This is a genomic window from Nostoc sp. UHCC 0251 (genome assembly GCF_034932245.1).
Classification (GTDB): Bacteria; Cyanobacteriota; Cyanobacteriia; order Cyanobacteriales; family Nostocaceae; genus Nostoc.
Genome location: NZ_JAYGHD010000019.1, coordinates 17,063 through 34,094, shown reverse-complemented (window position 1 = coordinate 34,094; position 17,032 = coordinate 17,063). Strand labels below are relative to the sequence as shown.

Sequence of the window (17,032 nt, the reverse complement as noted above, 5' to 3'; positions counted from 1 at the left end):
TGATGAGCGTGCAGGATGTCCACCCCACAAAATGGAGTAATTTATTTGTTGGAATTCCCAGTCTTTTGCACTTACCTAAGGCGCAAGGGCATTACCCCGAATTAGGCTACCAATGGTTTTGGCAGTAATTTTCAATTGGGTGATGGGATTAGCTGGGACAACCGTCTTATACAGATAGCTATCAAATGTTAGCCGCTGTACATCCAGGTCATCACACATCTCCACAAACGCCTCACGGGTGGCGTTGGTACGATAGAACACACTTTGCAGAATGTCCAGCACCTTGTAAGTGAGTCCGTATCTTTTATCCCAACGCTTCAGATAAACCTTGAGGTCATCTTCTGTAGGAATACGGCTACCACTGTTAGATGTTTCTACAATGGTTTCGGCACACATCCGCCCAGATTTAGCGGCAAAATAAATACCTTCGCCAGAGGACTTGGTAACGTAACCAGCAGCATCTCCCACCAAAGCTATGCGACCAACAACACGACGGGGACGGGGATGTTCAGGAATGGGGTGCGCTTCTACTTTGATGATTTTACCGCCTGCCAATTTCTCGGAAGCACGAGCGCGGATGCCAGCTTGTAACTGTTTGATGCTGGCTTTATTGACATGCATTGTACCTGTACCGACAGCTACGTGATCATATTTGGGGAAAACCCAAGCGTAGAAGTCAGTAGAAACGTCATCACCGACATACATTTCGGCGAGGTCGTTATAGTAAGCCATTTTATCTTCGGGTAAGCGAATTCGCTCTTGGAAAGCGATCGCATAATTGTAATCCCCAGCGTCCATTTCTTTGGCAACGCGAGAATTAGCCCCATCTGCCCCAATAATTAGATCCACCTTCAGGGTTTTGGCAATCCCCTGTGAGATACCTTCTGTATGGTCAACGTAATGGATGGTATAGGGATCAGTATTGTTTCCTGGTATATCAAGTTTATGAACAGTGGCATTAATTAAATTTGCGCCTAATTTTGCCGCGCGATCGCGCAAAAAGCCATCCAGCACTTCCCGGCGGCACATTCCTATATATTCTTCTTCATTTATCAGATTGATATCAACCTCACGATTGGAAGGCGAAATCATTTTCATCTTCCGTACCCGGCGATCGATAATCTCTGGTGGTAAGTCAAATTCACTCACCATACATAGGGGAATTGCACCCCCGCAAGGCTTTGCATTGTCTAGCTTCCGCTCAAACAGGTAGGTTTCGATCCCAGAGGCTGCCAGTGTTTCAGCGGCAGATGAACCAGCAGGGCCTGACCCAATAACAGCAACCCGTAGTGTCAAAGGTCTTTCTCCCAATCTTCACATTTACCGAGAGCATACTACCACGGTCTTTCTAGTGATTTGGCGGTTTACCTCCAGGTTTCTGCTTAAATGCAATATTCCTTAATGTTTCGATACGAATAGAGATTGGGGATTGGATCAGTTGGTAGCTAAATATTGTTCATCTATTAAATAATTTTGTATGGTATATGTAAGACACGGTAATCCTAGCAGGGAACTGTAGATTAGTTGCAGAGGTATAGCGCCAGTGGGTATAGTAGTTGAAAATGTCTCCAAACAATTCGGGAGTTTCAAGGCAGTTGATCAGGTCAGCCTGGAAATTAAGAGTGGTTCGCTAGTTGCGTTGCTCGGCCCATCGGGATCAGGTAAATCTACGCTACTACGGTTAATTTCAGGTTTAGAAATGCCAGATAGCGGCAAAATCCTGCTTACTGGTAAGGACGCTACATACCAAAGCGTACAACAGCGCAATATTGGGTTTGTGTTTCAGCACTATGCCCTATTTAAGCATCTGACTGTCAGGCAGAATATAGCCTTTGGCTTAGAAATTCGTAAGGCACAGCCAAAAAAAATTAAGGGGCGGGTAGAACAGTTACTGGAATTGGTGCAGTTGAGTGGACTAGGCGATCGCTATCCATCACAACTTTCTGGTGGTCAAAGACAACGGGTAGCATTAGCCAGAGCATTGGCAGTAGAACCCGAAGTATTACTACTAGATGAACCCTTTGGCGCACTCGATGCTAAAGTCCGCAAAGACTTACGGGCGTGGTTACGCAACCTCCATGATGAGGTTCATGTTACCACGGTTTTCGTCACCCACGACCAAGAAGAAGCAATGGAAGTCTCTGATGAAGTTGTGGTTATGAATAAAGGGCGTGTGGAACAGGTGGGGACACCAGCAGAAATTTACGATAATCCTGCCACCGCATTTGTGATGAGCTTCATTGGCCCGGTGAATGTGTTACCCAGCAACTCGAAGATTTTTCAAAGTAGCGGATTTGATGCGCCACACCCACAAGTATTTTTGCGGCCGCAAGATGTGATTTTGGAAAAGGTTGCCAACGGTGCTACTACGGCTGCTACAGTGAGCCGTTTGATACATTTGGGTTGGGAAATTCAGGTGGAATTAACTTTTGATGACGGGCAAGTGGTGATGGCGCATTTAACCCGCGATCGCTTTAACCAATTAGAATTAGAACCGAAACAGCGTGTATATGTGAAGCCAAAGGATGCGAAGTCCTTCCCACTGTCTTATTCAATTTAATTGGCAGTGTGGAAGTATTTATGCTTACAGCTTTAGCTTGCAGCAAAAAAGCATTGCCAGAATGTTTGGTGAATCCACCATTAGCCAATGTAATTGGAGATGCTGCTCAGATAGTTGCACCAAAGTAAACAAAAGCACCAGAATAGTATCATGCTGAGGCTGGTGCGCTTGTTTTTCACTCATTTCTTGTGAGGATTAATTTAACTCTGTAACATTCTACTTTCTACATCGCACCGCTATATCTGCTCCTACTAACAAGGAGTAAAAGTAAACCTAATTCTATAGCCCCGATCGATTCTAATTTGAGTTTGCTGCCCCGCGGCTACATCTCTGGCACGCGCTATCAAATTTGTGTTGATGCCGAAAACCGAATTCACTGGGTTAGCACATGCGTCTATTGTATCTGGTGTAATACCTACATCTTTTACCCATCCGCCTGAAAAGCCAGACGGGAAGTTTGCGTTTGGATCATTACTAGAATTTGGAACATCTTTCCCTTGAAACACTAATCTAACCCTTAGGGCAGCACTGCCCCCCTGAGGCACATTTGTAAAGCCAAAATATCTGATATTAATGGGTTTAACTCTGTAGCCCTTAGGCACATTAAGCCCAATTCTCAGATTGCAAGATTCTGATACAACCTTAGGAGATAAAGCTATAGCCTGAAATCGAGGTAAAGTTACAGACAGAGTATTTCCTTGCAAATTTGTTTGGGCATTTCCCGATGGGCAGCCATTTCCAAAAACAGTTACTGGAACACTTTGAAACTGAAATCCTGGTGATTGAGCCTGTACGTGAGATAAACCCACAACATTTAAACTCAGTAGCGTCAAACTGGAAATAAAAGCACTTAAAACTTTCATATCTTTCATCTCAAACAAGGAGAGTTTAGTCAGCTTTGTTGTCAATACTCTTTCTTCTAAAAACAGAGACTCAAATATTCATTCAGAGTGATTAAAAGAAAAATTTCGATAAACTAGTAAAGCAGCTTGACAGGAAGAAGCTTTTATAAAAAATGAAATGCAAAACTTTTATGCATTTAAAAAACCTAACAAGGATTAAAATCAAACTTGATTTGGAACAATACAGGACCAACTGTTGTGTCGATTGTATCAATTTGAATTTGAGTTTCTTGTTCTGGAGGTATATTTGTAGCTCTTGACGTCAGAGTTGAATTGATACCAAAAATCGAATTCACTGGTTTCTTACATGCATTTATTGTGTTTAATATAATACCTACATCTTTGCTCCAAACATCTGAGAAGCCAGACTTAAACGTTTGGTTTGGATTATCGGTAGTTGGAACTACTTGACCTTGAAAGAGGATTCTAACGTTGAGGTCAGCACTGCCTCCTTTAGGTACATCTGCAAAGCCAAGATACTTGACATTAATCGGCTGAACGTTCAATCCAGAGGGTACATTAAGACCGATCCGCAGATTACAGGATTTTGATACAACCTTAGAAGGTGAAGCTAAAGCTTTAAATTCATCAAATGTTATTGAAAGAGTATCTCCATTCCAAATCCCCTGTGCTGTTCCTGATGGACAACCATTTCCGGCAAGAGTTACTGGAACTGGTTGAAATTCAAATCCTTCTTGCTCTTCTTGTGATTGAGCCTGTACGTGAGATAAACCCACAATATTTAAACTCAGTAGCGTCAAGCTGGAAATAATGCCAGTTACAATTTTCATATTTAATCACTCCTCCGAAAACGTTTGATTTCCGATGCACATTCGCTGCAACTTAAAATTCCCTAAGATATTTTACCCAGCAGCTTCTTTGGGGTTTAGGGGCTTAAGTGTATGCAATACGCTCTGGTAAAAGCAGACAGAAATAGGTTAGAACAATCAATTTCTGGCTCTGAAATTATTTATCAGCATATTTCGTTTATTTGACAGTTGGCATTTTTGCCAATACTATTTTTCAAAATAGATAGTCAAATATTTTTTCATAGCGATTGGAAAGAATATTTCGAGAAGTTGCTACAGCAGCTTTAGAGGATGTTTTAAAAGGATATTTTGTTCTCATAATGAGAAGGGTAAAGCAACCTAATGCATGGCTGTAACCTTCTTTTTTAGTTACAGTTTCTCTGAGTCAAAACGGTAAAATTATACCTTCCGGGACTCTTAAAACATCCTCTTAGAGATATCAGTCTTTGTGAAAAATTAAATGCAAAACTTACTATGTATTTCAAAAACCTAACAAGGATTAAAAGCAAACTTGATTTGGAACAATACAGGACCGATTGTTGTGTCGATTGTATCAATTTGGATTTGGGTTTCCTGATTTGCAGGTATACCTCTAGCTCTTGCTATCAGAGTTGAATTAATCCCAAAAATCGAACTTACTGGTCTCTTACATGCATTTATTGTGCCTAATATAATATCTACATCTTTGCTCCAAACATCTGAAAAGCCAGCATTAAACCTTCGGTTTGGACTATTATTAGTTGGAACTGCTTGACCTTGAAAGAGGATTCTAACGTTCAGATCAGCACTGCCTCCTTGAGGCACATCTGCAAAGCCAAGATATTTAACCTTAATCGGCTGAACGTTCACTCCAGAAGGTACATTAAGACCGATCCGCAGATTGCAGGATTTTGATACAACCTTAGGAGGTGAAGCTAAAGCTTGAAATTCATCAAATGTTATTGAAAGAGTATCTCCATTCAAAATCCCCTGTGCTGTTCCTGATGGACAACCATTTCCGTTAAGAGTGACTGGAACTGGTTGAAACTCAAATCCTTCTTGTGATTGAGCCTGTACGTGAGATAAACCCACAACATTGAAACTCAATAGCGTCAAACTAGAAATAATCCCAGTTAAAACTTTCATATTAATGCTCCGCAAACAAAAATGTGTAATTTCTTGCACACATTAGCTGCAACTTAAAATTCCCTAAGATATTTCTACACAAAGAGATTTTACCCAGCAGCCTCTTTGAGGTTTGGGGACTTATAGCAATTCTTAATTGTGTGCAATACGTTCTGCTTAAGACAGAAAGAAATTGGACAAAACAATCAATTTCTGTCTCTGAAATTATTTATCAGCGTATTTCGCTTATCAGACAATAATTCAGTAGTTAAAATCCAAAATTTAGAATTAAATTCTGACGACTGGCAGATCAAAAAATAGGTTTAAGTCACCGACTAAATCGTTCGCATAACATCTCCAAAGGAGAAAATTTAGTGGTTAAATAGAAATCGGTGGGTCTTAATACCCCAGTATTTGATTTTGACTCCTGAATTCTGACTTCTTCTATTGAGAATTGCCCTTATAAGAAGTCTCGATAAAATAATAAGTCATCCGAGAAATGTATTATATCCATCCAAAGATATATATTATGCAAACCTTGACAAATTATTGCGGGAAAGTACGTAGACACATAACGATGAGATAACGCTCTTGGTAGAGTTTATCCCGTTGTAGCAACTGCTATCAAGTGGCGTCAGGCGTTTGCGAACCCGGTCACGAGTCAGACGCTCCTACAAACGCTTGTTCCTCTCTACGAGATGCTGCACGTAGCTTGCTTTGAGGATAGGAGTAGGAGTACGCTAAAACTGCGCTATCGCTACCGCAATGCTTACACAATGTTATTGTCAGCGCCTTTACCTAAGGTCTCTCAACGGCTATGTGGTATCGCTAAAGGTAAACTAATCTTCTAAAATCTGAATTTCATCAAGTTGATTAATCACCACATTCGCACCTCGGACATTATCTGATTTACCCACCCAAGTTATACCAATACAACCTGCGGCTTTAGCGTCACGCGCCATTTGCATATCACCAATGGAATCACCCACCATCAATGTAGCGCCTGGTTCGACTCCCAAAGCTTGGCAAGCTTGCAAAAATAGCAATGGATCTGGTTTACTTGGTCCCTCATCTACTCCCATTTCCAACTGGATATAATCATTTAATTGGTGATTCTTTACAAAGTTATGTACTTCAAGGCTTGTTGCAGCTGAGAGGATACCAAGTTTCAAACCACCTTCCCTTAGGTATTTCAACAAGTCTAAGCTACCCACAAACAGAGGTGAAGGAGTTTGTTCAATATATTTTTCCGCTTCATCCAAAGCTTGACGGGCTATCTTTAAGGACTCAAACCATCCTCTACCTGTTTCGGCAATATATGCCGCAGCCGCAACTTCTGTTTCACGGCGACTCGCTACTGATATCAAACCTGCTGGATCTAGGCTACTACCATTCACACCAAATGCCATTAATAGCGGTTCGCCAGTACCGGGAACTTGAGCATCTATCAATCTTGCTGCTTTTTGTGCAAGCGATCGCAAATACGTTTCTGAATCTTCTAGAGTACCGTTTTTGTCAAACAAAATCGCCTGGATATTATTAAAAGTGATGTTTCTACATTTAATAGTCGCCATAATATTTAATTCCATTTATTTAGCTAAAAGTGAAAAGTTATAAGTTTTTATTCTTAACTTATACTGTTACCAATTCTCCACATAAAAAAAGAGGGTTTTTCCCTCTTTATACAATGATTTAATACTCTTACTTAAAAACAAGTAAAACTATAAATGTATTATTCTTCAATAGCTGCTGGAATTTCTTCTTCAGTTTCCGTTGCTGCTGGAATTTCTTCTTCAGTTTCCGTCGCTGCTGGAATCTCTTCTTCAATTTCCGCAACTACTGGAGTTACTTCCTCAATTTCTGCTGCTGGTGGAATATCTTCGTCAAGTTCCGTTGCTGGTGGAATATCTTCTTCTGCTGCAACTTCCTCAGGTGCAGCAGGCGCAGCAGTAGCACCTTGTTGCTTGGCTAACAGCTGTTCACGATATTTAGCAGCCATTTCTTCTGCCTTATCGTAGACCAAATCTCGGTTTTTAATCATGTCACCGGGTTCGGGTTCTAGCTGCTTGGTAGATAGGGAAATCCGACCTCTTTCTGCATCCAAGTCAATGATCATAACTTTCACTTCATCATTGACATTGAACACGCTATGAGGTGTATCAATATGTTCGTGGGAAATTTCAGAAATGTGCAGTAGACCACTGACGCCGCCAATGTCGATGAAAGCACCGTAGGGCTTGATACCACGAACTGTACCAATTACTACTTCGCCGACTTCTAGGCGGTTCATCTTGCGTTCAACCAGCGCCCGACGGTGAGATAGAACTAAGCGGTTACGTTCTTCGTCCACCTCTAGGAATTTCAATGGTAAATCTTCGCCTACCAATTCTTCTTTAGGTTTGCGAGTACTGATATGGGAACCGGGGATAAAGCCACGTAATCCCTCAATTCGTACCAATGCTCCACCGCGATTGGTTGCAAACACGCCAGAACGGACAGTAGCATCTTCTGCTTGCAACTGTCGCACGCGCTCCCAAGCCCGCATATATTCAATACGGCGAATGGAAAGGGTTAATTGACCATCTTCGTTTTCATCGGTAAGGATGAAAAATTCCCGCGTTTCGTTTGATTGTAAGACTTCTTCCGGGCTATCTACCCGGTTAATAGACATTTCTTGTATAGGAATATATGCTGCGGTTTTAGCACCAATGTCAATCAGAGCGCCGCGCGGCTCTATACTGAAAACTGTTCCTGGGACAACATCACCAGGGCTAAAATGATAATCGTATTTGTCAAGTAGAGCAGCGAAATCTTCGTGAGTGAATCCAATTTCTGTAGCGGTTAAATTCTGATTGACCATGCTGATTTGTTCCTGGTTCTAGTCTCCGTAAAGGTTGTGCGACAAGCGCGATGCGTTATGCAAACAGTTTTATGGCAATTTACATTAACATCCATTTTTATCCTAGCGCAGAAAAGCTAGTATTAACACATATCTACTCCCAAGATTGGAAATTATATCACAATATTAAAATGATTGGTCATTTACTTAGTAGTTAGAACCAACAGAGGGCATACACAATAATATCCGTTGCTACTAAGGATCGTAGCAACGGATACTAACATTAAATCCGCTTAAAGGTCTGGTAATTAGGATCTACTTATCTTTTGGTTTCTCAAAGCGAGGGGGTTCGCGAAATGCGATCGCAAAAAAGATAGTACCTATACACAGAGTAAAAATCAAGATGTACGCAACGCTTTCCATATTACGATTTCCTGCCTATCCAGCTAGTAATGAGGGATTAGGGATTGGGTACTGGGTATTAGGGACTAGGAAAAGTTTTCCCAGTCTCCAGTCCCCAGTTTCCTGTTTTTTAAAGGGCTTCTTTCCGGCGGGTTGACTTGTCACCCACTTTCTGGAATAGACCCCACTCAACTTGCTCTTCTAGATCGGCATCAACACCAGCAAATACGTCTCGGTAGATTGTCCGAGAGCCATGCCAGAGATGACCAAAGAAGAACAAGAGAGCAAATACTGCATGTCCAAAGGTAAACCAACCTCTAGGACTGGTGCGGAATACACCATCAGAGTTCAAGGTTTCCCGGTCAAATTCAAAGATTTCACCGCCTTGAGCTTTCCGGGCATACTTCTTCACATCAGCTGGTTCTGTAAAGGTCTTACCATTCAGATTGCCACCATAGAAGCTGACGGTGACGCCAGATTGCTCGAAGCTATACTTAGATTCTGCCCGACGGAAGGGAATGTCAGCGCGGACAATTCCATCTGCGTCGGTCAAAATCACTGGGAAGGTTTCAAAGAAGTTGGGGAGACGACGCACGGTCAATTCCCGTCCTTCAGAATCTTTGAATACGGCGTGACCTTGCCAAGACTGAGCAATACCATCACCCTTGACCATCGGCCCTGTACGGAATAGACCGCCTTTAGCGGGGCTATTACCGACGTAATCATAGAAAGCCAGCTTTTCAGGAATCTGCGACCAAGCTTGGTCAAGGGTTGCACCTTGGGCAACACTTGTTTGGACACGCTGCTGGATTTCTTGACGGAAGTAGCCCTGATCCCATTGATAACGGGTTGGACCAAACAATTCGATGGGAGTGGCGGCGTTACCGTACCACATAGTACCTGCAACAACGAAAGCAGCAAAGAAAACTGCTGCAATACTGCTAGAAAGTACTGTTTCAATGTTCCCCATCCGTAGGGCTTTATAGAGCCGTTCGGGTGGTCTGACTGTGAGGTGGAATAAGCCTGCAATAATACCAACAACGCCAGCAGCAATGTGGTGAGCCACAATACCACCAGGGTTGTATGGGTTAAAACCATCTGGGCCCCATTCTGGTGCGACTGCTTGCGCGGCTCCAGTTATGCCGTAGGGGTCAGTAACCCACATGCCTGGGCCAAATAGTCCGGTGAGGTGAAAAGCACCAAATCCAAAACAAAGTAGACCAGATAAGAACAGGTGAATGCCAAACATTTTTGGCAAGTCTAGGGCAGGTTCACCAGTGCGTGGATCTCTAAAGAGTTCCAAATCCCAATAAACCCAGTGCCAAACGGCAGCTAGGAACAAAAGACCGGAAAGAACGATGTGAGCAGCTGCAACGCCTTCAAATGACCAGAAGCCAGGATCAGTTGCTGGGCCACCAGTAACGCTCCAACCACCCCAAGATTGGGTAACGCCCAAACGTGACATGAAGGGTAGAACGAACATCCCTTGACGCCACATCGGATTGAGAACCGGATCGCTAGGGTCAAAAACAGCCAGTTCGTAGAGTGCCATCGAACCAGCCCAGCCTGCTACTAAGGCTGTGTGCATTAGGTGTACAGAAATCAGCCGCCCTGGATCATTCAGAACGACTGTATGTACTCGGTACCAGGGTAGTCCCATCGACTACGCTCCTCCTCGATGAGTTAGTTTACAAAGCAATTTTCTTACTGAGATTCTGAGAAACGAAACTCGCCACTCAGAAAACTCTCTCTTGTTTTTTGTTATTGCCACAGCCAGAACCTTACCACAACTTAGTCTTATAAGTTAGACAGTGTGGGTGCTTTAGCTATGCTTACTCGCTTCGGGAGGTTTACCTTGTAGGGTAGCCATCACTAAGCAAAAATGAGAATGTTTTAAAAAGTGTAACTATTGATGGAATTGTTTGCAAGCGTGTAAATTGATGCGATCGCGTAGCATCTCCGAGTTTTTTCGCTACCAATCCCTTTCGGAGATTAAATTTGCTTATCTTTTCTTGATGAGGGGAATGGGGAGTGGGCATTGGTGTCAACTTAAGCTAAAAGTAGCTTAACTGAAAGTTTAACTCGCCCGCCTCGAACTAAAGTTCCTTGCGGGACATGGCTTTTACGTTAAGTTGACACGTATGGGGAGTGGGGGAACAAGAGGAGGGGACAAGAATAATTATGTTACTTTGCCTATTCCCTACTCCCTACTCCCTACTCCCTACTCCCCACTATCTACTGAACCACCAATTGGATGTTTTGCAGGTGACACTTCGCCTCAGCTGTACCCAGGCGTTCGATTACCTGTTCGGCGCTCATCAGACGCTTGAGTACTACTTGACCTATGGTTTCACTGGCAATTACTGGTGTTGTTGGCTTCACTTCCACAGTTAAAATGGCTTCTTCAACTCGATAAAGCCATAGCAATTCGTTTTGTTCCACTAAACAAATATTCATTCGCTGAATATCTGGTTGACGTCGCCATGCATTTATTTGCCAGAGTCCATCAGATGCCCAGACTCTAGCAACTGCCCATCCTTCAGATAGAAAGAAATACTTCACGGTCTTCGTCTCACTATTAGACTTTCAATCTGCTGTTAACGATATCGCGATCGCTTTAGTCGCTGATGTTCAAACACTCTTCTTTTTGACAATACAGCCGATCTTTACGATAAAACGCTTTATTATTGCGAATTGCGAATTGGATTTATATATACTACTTAGGCTAAATTCAAAGCTTAACTTCCTAGTAACTATGAATTTACGACAAATTTAACCAATGTTGAAAATCTTAATCAAATAAAAATTTTTCAGTACTTATCTGGCTGCAAATTATGTTTATCTATCTGCGTATACTTAGCCACAGGTATTGCCGTAACTAATTGTAAAAAGTAAGCACAATATTCACAAATGTAGTAGAATTGCTGACCGCTGACATCAAATATTTTATTACTATGACCTGGTTTTCCTTGTCCATGAAACGGTGGGGTCGGATTACACAATTCCTATCTTTGTTCTGTGTATGTTTCTTTCTAGTTGTTAGTTGCGCTTCTCGTCCGCAGACTACGCCACCATCGGGTTCTGTGAATAGCTCTACAGGTGATGGTCGTATTACTATAGGTACAACAGCAAAGCCGAGAACCCTTGATCCGGCTGATACTTATGAGTTAGCATCTTTGGGTTTGGTGTTTAATATGAGCGATCGCCTCTACACCTACGAACCAGGAAGCACCGAAATTAAGCCACAACTCGCCACAGCATTACCTAAAGTCAGTCAAGATGCGTTAACTTATACCATCCCCTTACGTCAGGGTGTAGTTTTTCACGATGGGACTCCCTTCAATGCCCAAGCAATGGCATTTACCATCAACCGCTTTATTCAAAATAAAGGCAAACCCTCTTTCTTACTAGGCGATATAGTAGATTCGGTAACAACCACAGGCGAGTATGAGTTAAGCATTAAGCTGAAAAAGCCCTTTGCAGCATTTCCCTCACTGTTGGCGTTTCCTGGGGTGTGTGCAGTTTCGCCAAAAGCTTACGAACTAGGTGCAGGTAAATTCAAGCCGAATATTTTTGTGGGGACTGGCCCTTACAAGTTAGCGCAGTATGGTACTGATTCCATACGATTTGACCCATTTGATAAGTATTGGGGAGAAAAACCAGCTAACAAGGGTGTTAACCTCCAAATTCAAACTAGTCCGGTTAATTTGTTTAATGCTTTCCGTACAGGCGCAATCGATGTAGCTTACCTGTCGCTACAACCAGATCAAAATCGTAGCTTAGAAGAAGGTGCTAAAAAAGGAGATTGGCAAGCGATCGCTGCTCAAGGTAGTGTAGTCAGTTATATGGTATTGAATCGTAATCAAAAGCCTTTAGATAAACCAGAGGTAAGAGCTGCGATCGCATCAATCATTGACCGTCCACTTTTAAATCAGCGGGCTTTACTTGGTCAAGCAGATCCGCTTTATAGCATGATTCCCACGACATTCAATGTTTCCCAGCCATTATTTAAAGATAAATATGGCGATGCTAACTTTGAGCAAGCTAAAAAATTATTAGCTACTGCTGGTTTCTCCAAAGAAAATCCCGCAAGAGTACAAATTTGGTATCCTTCTAGTTCGCCTACTCGGAGTTTGGCAGCACAGACACTCAAATCTCTTGTGGATGTCAAAATGGATGGAATCCTGCAATTTGAAGTCACCCAAGCGGAAGGGCCAGCCTTTTTTAAGGACATTTCCAAGGGATTATATCCAGCAGCTTTACTTGATTGGTATCCAGACTTTTTAGACCCAGATAATTACGTCCAGCCGTTTTTGTCTTGTGATAAAGGTTCAGTTGCCAAAGGATGCGAAGATGGAGGCAGTCAAACTCAGGGTTCGTTTTACTATAGCGAAGCCATGAATAAACTGATTGATCAGCAACGCAAAGAACTAAACCCCGAAGCGCGTCAGAAAATTTTTACCGAAATTCAAACGCAAGTAGCGACTGATGTACCTTATGTTCCTTTATGGCAAAGCAAAGACTATGTATTTGCCCGCAATGGTGTGAGCAGCGTCCAACTTAACCCTACCCAAATTCTGGTTTACCAAAGAATTAAAAAGTAGTCATTGGTCATTAGTCATAAATGTTGACTATTGACTTTTGACTATTAAATAAAATATTTTATGCTCAATATATTTCTAGTTAATAGCTAAGATAATTCTAAAAACTGCATTTTAAACTTTTAACAAAGTTTGGGGGTTTAATTCCCCCGCCTCTACAGGCAGCAGGTTTTGTGTCGGGGTTAAATCCCCGTTACAAAACGTAATTGCGAATTGCGAATTGCGAATTGGTTTAATTGCTTATGTCTCGTTCTAAAGCCTTACAGTATTACATTGTTTCTCGCCTGCTTCTCGCGCCACTTCAGCTATTAACAATCATCACGATTGTATTTCTTTTACTAAGAGCAACACCAGGAGATCCAGCAGATGCAATTCTCGGCGGACGTGCGCCAGAAGCAGCTAAAGAGGAATTGCGAAAACAACTCGGTTTAAACCTTCCCCTGTGGCTACAGTACCTAAACTATTTAGGAAGCATACTGCGCTTTGATTTGGGAACGTCTTTAATGAGTCGCGGACAAAATGTTTGGGACATAATTGGGCAATATTTCCCGGCAACGGTAGAGTTAGCAGTATGCAGTATGGCGGTTGCGCTCATCGTTGGAATTGCGGTTGGGACTCTTTCCGCCTCTCGTCCTGGGACATATTTTGATGTCGGTGGGCGCTTATTTGGGATCATCACCTACGCACTCCCCATGTTTTGGGCGGGAATGCTTTTGCAGTTGATTTTCTCAGTACAACTAGGTTGGTTTCCTAATTCCAACCGCTTTCCACCCAATCTTCCATCTCCCACTCCTGTCACTGGATTGTATACAATTGATAGCTTACTCGGTGGAAACTTCACCCAGTTTTTCACATCTTTGCACCATCTAGCCCTACCGAGTCTCACACTAGGAATTTTGCTCAGTGGAATTTTTGAGCGAATTGTGCGAGTGAATTTAAAGCAAACCTTGCAAGCCGATTATGTAGAAGCTGCTAGAGCCAGAGGTATTGGTGAAAATAAGATTTTAGCCTCTCATGCTTTAAAAAATGCGCTAATTCCAGTAATTACAGTCTTGGGATTAACCTTTGCGTCTCTGTTGGGTGGAGCGATTTTGACAGAGGTAACGTTTTCTTGGCCTGGTTTGGCTAATCGACTTTATCAAGCGATCGCAGATCGTGATTATCCCACAGTCCAGGGAGTGCTAGTCTTTTTTGGTGCGATCGTTGTGAGTGCCAGCATTTTAATTGATATTTTAAATGCTTATGTAGATCCGCGAATTCGATATTAAGCTGTTGGACATTTTGTTAAATTTCTTGAGAAATACCACTGGCTAAAATCCCCAGAATTTTATTCACATCTTTGAGATAATATTCGCTTAAATCAATGGTCAATATTTGTTCTTCTAGTTTGAGGAATTGCCAAATACTGCCCGTTGTGACTGCACCATAAATTGTTTTAATCTCACTTGCAGCTTGCTCATTAAAGATTTGGGCTGCTACCATTTCTGCTGCACACTGACCCAAACCCCCATTAATATTTTCTTTTTTAGCTTCTACAACTGTAATTACTGGTGCTGTCAAAATTAGAATTTCTGGAGATTTGGTAATAATAAAATCGCAAGTGCCGTTTAATCCTTTGCTATTATCGACAGTAAAATCTACCCCAGAAAATAAACTAACTTGTTCGTGTAATTGTCGGCGTAAATCAACTAAAATGGGAGCAATAATTAACTCAGAACGAGCTTTTTCACTATTACTTCCTAAAGCGATATCCAGGTTATAGTTGAGTGTTTCTACAAGTAAGTTACTCGCTGTTAATTCAGAAACACCAGCGAAGATATTGCGTTTTTCTAATGTGCTTAAACTAAAGTCTTGTTTTGCTTTAGCTAAACTAAACTCGCTGTAAGCCATAAAACTATTACTCTCTTTCGCTTTTAAATAGAAGACTGAAATTACCGTCCAACATCCAAGTCAAAATAGAAACCACCGTCAACAATTCTGTTGCTGCCAACATATTTGATAATGGGTATGCTAACTCGGTGCTGTCCTGGTTCAAGCGTCCAAGTTTGTTGAAAATTACCAATATTATGACAAGCAGCATAAATCGGGAAGTTACTAGGAGTGGAAAGTCTATTTTTATAACTCTCAACTCCATTTGGAAACAGATAAACTTTTACTTCTACTCGATTGACTGGAGCTTTAGATGGTATGCAATAGGTTAGATTTGATAATCTTAGAGTATCTCCAGCTTTTAAAGGTATGCGATCGCTATTTTTTACTTGCTGAGGTTCGTTGCTATTAAACTGCACTGTAAGATTATCAACGCATACTTTAGCCACAGTAACTTTATCACACGTTGTAGAAGTGGCGGTGACAGAGGGTGACTCTAGAGAAGATTTGTTCCCAAGCCCCATTATGGCAGGCACTCCGGCAGCTACTATGGTGGCGGTGGCAGCAATAAGAGCAAGTGCAAGCTGTTGTCTAAAAGTTGTCATTTCTCAAACTCCTCAACTTTTGTGCTGTAACACCATCATCACTTGAGACACAGGCTCTATAGGTAGGCGTTAGTAGGAAGTTTGAGCGACTAAATTGTTGTAAGGGAAAGTAGGCAAATGTAGGTTTGTAGGGTAAAGTATTACACTACTGCCTGATTTTTACTTCGCTCTGCCAATTCAATTACGTCTAATGGACTCAAAAGAACTGTTAGCTTTCATTAATGGGGTACTTGCAAAAAATGATAACCAAGTCTTAAATGAGTTAGAAGTAAAGCTCTTTTTAGGGATGTGGGAAGGGAAGGAGTATACAGACATTGTTAATGATGCTTCTTATAGTGCTGAACATGTAAGAGATGTGGGTGCAAAATTATGCAAGAAGATTGCAGAACATATAGGAATAAAAGTTACAAAAAGAAATTTTAAAAACCCAATAAAAGAACGATATCAACAGTATTCAAAAAAAGTTTCACTTTCCCAAGAGCCAATTACAGAACCAACTAATCCAGCACAAGAAGATGAATCACAGCCAGATAATCTATTACAGCGAAGTCATAATCCCTTCGTTCCCTTTAATGGCAGAGTAGAAGAAAAGTATTTATTCTTTGACCGAGGCGGCGAAATCTGGCAAGTATTTGAGGTACTAAATAGCGGTAGTAGTGTCGTTTTAATTGGTGAAGAGGGAATCGGCAAGTCCTCGCTGCTATGGATGATTTGCCAAGAAGCAGAAACTCGTCTAAATGTTAAACGTCAGCCAGTTTTCTTAGACCTGAATTTACTTCATAATGAAAGTCAATTTTATAGTGATTTGTGCTACAAGATTGGTATACCTGAAAGTAAAGACTATCAGTTAACCCGCAATTTGCGAAGTTGTAAAATACTACTGGCTATAGATAATGTAGGAAAACTTACAGGCGAAGGTTTTACTCGCAACATAAGAGATTATTTGCGCGGTTTAGCCGAAGGGAGTAATGCTCCGTTGAAGCTGATTTTAGCTGCCACCGAACCTCTGAACAACCTTTTTAACGATAGCCAGGACCAAGGTAATACTTCTCCATTGGCAGGTATTTGCCAAGAGGAATACATTCATCCTTGGGATGAAGCTACTATGTGTGCTTTTATTATCAACCGTCTAGCTAGAACTTCTGTGAGTTTTACTGAAGAAGAAACCATCAAACTAATCCACGAAAGTGGCGGACATCCTCGTAAACTGATGCAACTGTGTTATCGAACTTATTGGCGGTATGTGAAAAGTTTTCAATGAAATATAGTGCTTTACATCTCCTTTGCAAAGGAAGGTAATTTAGGAAATTAGGTTTTTCACAGGTAAAGAAGGAGACTGAA

The 17,032-nt window shown here is 41.7% G+C and carries 15 protein-coding genes; 4 read left to right on the top strand and 11 right to left on the bottom strand.

Annotated features, from left to right (window positions below; all coding sequences use genetic code 11):
* Nucleotides 1-75: 75 nt before the first annotated feature.
* Nucleotides 76-1,296 (bottom strand): geranylgeranyl reductase, encoded by a 1,221-nt coding sequence (chlP, locus tag VB740_RS04390; protein WP_323198847.1) that lies wholly within the window; start codon nucleotides 1,294-1,296, stop codon nucleotides 76-78.
* 247 nt (nucleotides 1,297-1,543) lie between these two features.
* Here chlP and VB740_RS04385 point away from each other — a divergent pair, with 247 nt between their 5' ends.
* Nucleotides 1,544-2,560: a sulfate/molybdate ABC transporter ATP-binding protein gene (locus VB740_RS04385; protein ID WP_323198846.1), complete on the top strand. Its 1,017-nt coding sequence runs from the start codon at nucleotides 1,544-1,546 to the stop codon at nucleotides 2,558-2,560.
* A gap of 251 nt (nucleotides 2,561-2,811) precedes the next feature.
* Here the strand turns inward: VB740_RS04385 and VB740_RS04380 are convergent, their stop codons facing one another.
* The 8 genes from VB740_RS04380 to VB740_RS04345 form a co-directional block, all read right to left on the bottom strand.
* Nucleotides 2,812-3,423 carry a DUF4360 domain-containing protein gene (locus VB740_RS04380; RefSeq protein ID WP_323198845.1) on the bottom strand — a complete coding sequence of 204 codons (612 nt, stop codon included), beginning with the start codon at nucleotides 3,421-3,423 and terminating at the stop codon, nucleotides 2,812-2,814.
* Nucleotides 3,424-3,608: 185 nt separating this feature from the next.
* Nucleotides 3,609-4,253 carry a DUF4360 domain-containing protein gene (locus tag VB740_RS04375; RefSeq protein WP_323198844.1) on the bottom strand — a complete coding sequence of 215 codons (645 nt, stop codon included), beginning with the start codon at nucleotides 4,251-4,253 and terminating at the stop codon, nucleotides 3,609-3,611.
* Between the two features lie 507 nt (nucleotides 4,254-4,760).
* On the bottom strand, nucleotides 4,761-5,435 hold the full coding sequence (locus VB740_RS04370; protein WP_323198843.1) for a DUF4360 domain-containing protein: 675 nt from the start codon (nucleotides 5,433-5,435) through the stop codon (nucleotides 4,761-4,763).
* A gap of 779 nt (nucleotides 5,436-6,214) precedes the next feature.
* Entirely contained in the window at nucleotides 6,215-6,949 is a 735-nt protein-coding gene (locus VB740_RS04365) for an HAD family hydrolase (protein ID WP_323198842.1), read from the bottom strand.
* A gap of 158 nt (nucleotides 6,950-7,107) precedes the next feature.
* Nucleotides 7,108-8,235, bottom strand: a complete 1,128-nt coding sequence (locus VB740_RS04360; RefSeq protein WP_323198841.1) for a 30S ribosomal protein S1 — start codon at nucleotides 8,233-8,235, stop codon at nucleotides 7,108-7,110.
* Between the two features lie 294 nt (nucleotides 8,236-8,529).
* The gene (locus VB740_RS04355; protein WP_012409025.1) at nucleotides 8,530-8,637 is read right to left on the bottom strand and encodes a photosystem II reaction center protein T; all 108 of its coding nucleotides are present in this window, start codon (nucleotides 8,635-8,637) and stop codon (nucleotides 8,530-8,532) included.
* Between the two features lie 109 nt (nucleotides 8,638-8,746).
* The gene (gene psbB / locus VB740_RS04350) at nucleotides 8,747-10,276 is read right to left on the bottom strand and encodes a photosystem II chlorophyll-binding protein CP47 (protein WP_323198840.1); all 1,530 of its coding nucleotides are present in this window, start codon (nucleotides 10,274-10,276) and stop codon (nucleotides 8,747-8,749) included.
* 575 nt (nucleotides 10,277-10,851) lie between these two features.
* Nucleotides 10,852-11,178 carry a hypothetical protein gene (locus tag VB740_RS04345; protein WP_323198839.1) on the bottom strand — a complete coding sequence of 109 codons (327 nt, stop codon included), beginning with the start codon at nucleotides 11,176-11,178 and terminating at the stop codon, nucleotides 10,852-10,854.
* Between the two features lie 392 nt (nucleotides 11,179-11,570).
* Between VB740_RS04345 and VB740_RS04340 the strand changes: the two genes are divergently transcribed.
* Both VB740_RS04340 and VB740_RS04335 read left to right on the top strand, forming a co-directional pair.
* A complete protein-coding gene (locus tag VB740_RS04340) occupies nucleotides 11,571-13,220 on the top strand; it encodes an ABC transporter substrate-binding protein (protein ID WP_323198838.1) in 1,650 nt (549 codons plus the stop codon).
* 239 nt (nucleotides 13,221-13,459) lie between these two features.
* A complete protein-coding gene (locus tag VB740_RS04335) occupies nucleotides 13,460-14,485 on the top strand; it encodes an ABC transporter permease (RefSeq protein ID WP_323198837.1) in 1,026 nt (341 codons plus the stop codon).
* A 16-nt stretch (nucleotides 14,486-14,501) separates the two neighbouring features.
* On the opposite strand, the gene VB740_RS04330 is transcribed toward VB740_RS04335, so the two are convergent.
* Both VB740_RS04330 and VB740_RS04325 read right to left on the bottom strand, forming a co-directional pair.
* Nucleotides 14,502-15,107 carry a hypothetical protein gene (locus VB740_RS04330; RefSeq protein ID WP_323198836.1) on the bottom strand — a complete coding sequence of 202 codons (606 nt, stop codon included), beginning with the start codon at nucleotides 15,105-15,107 and terminating at the stop codon, nucleotides 14,502-14,504.
* Between the two features lie 41 nt (nucleotides 15,108-15,148).
* Entirely contained in the window at nucleotides 15,149-15,691 is a 543-nt protein-coding gene (locus VB740_RS04325; RefSeq protein ID WP_323198835.1) for a hypothetical protein, read from the bottom strand.
* 190 nt (nucleotides 15,692-15,881) lie between these two features.
* On the opposite strand from VB740_RS04325, the gene VB740_RS04320 reads away from it, so the two are divergent.
* Nucleotides 15,882-16,952 (top strand): ATP-binding protein, encoded by a 1,071-nt coding sequence (locus VB740_RS04320; RefSeq protein ID WP_323198834.1) that lies wholly within the window; start codon nucleotides 15,882-15,884, stop codon nucleotides 16,950-16,952.
* Nucleotides 16,953-17,032 lie beyond the last annotated feature (80 nt).

Coding starts and splice junctions, on each gene's coding strand:
- VB740_RS04380 (WP_323198845.1), bottom strand. CDS start 3,423: ATGAAAGTTTTAAGTGCTTTTATTTCCAGTTTGACGCTACTGAGTTTA.
- VB740_RS04375 (WP_323198844.1), bottom strand. CDS start 4,253: ATGAAAATTGTAACTGGCATTATTTCCAGCTTGACGCTACTGAGTTTA.
- VB740_RS04365 (WP_323198842.1), bottom strand. CDS start 6,949: ATGGCGACTATTAAATGTAGAAACATCACTTTTAATAATATCCAGGCG.
- VB740_RS04360 (WP_323198841.1), bottom strand. CDS start 8,235: ATGGTCAATCAGAATTTAACCGCTACAGAAATTGGATTCACTCACGAA.
- VB740_RS04355 (WP_012409025.1), bottom strand. CDS start 8,637: ATGGAAAGCGTTGCGTACATCTTGATTTTTACTCTGTGTATAGGTACT.
- psbB (WP_323198840.1), bottom strand. CDS start 10,276: ATGGGACTACCCTGGTACCGAGTACATACAGTCGTTCTGAATGATCCA.
- VB740_RS04340 (WP_323198838.1), top strand. CDS start 11,571: ATGACCTGGTTTTCCTTGTCCATGAAACGGTGGGGTCGGATTACACAA.
- VB740_RS04335 (WP_323198837.1), top strand. CDS start 13,460: ATGTCTCGTTCTAAAGCCTTACAGTATTACATTGTTTCTCGCCTGCTT.
- VB740_RS04330 (WP_323198836.1), bottom strand. CDS start 15,107: ATGGCTTACAGCGAGTTTAGTTTAGCTAAAGCAAAACAAGACTTTAGT.
- VB740_RS04325 (WP_323198835.1), bottom strand. CDS start 15,691: ATGACAACTTTTAGACAACAGCTTGCACTTGCTCTTATTGCTGCCACC.
- VB740_RS04320 (WP_323198834.1), top strand. CDS start 15,882: ATGGACTCAAAAGAACTGTTAGCTTTCATTAATGGGGTACTTGCAAAA.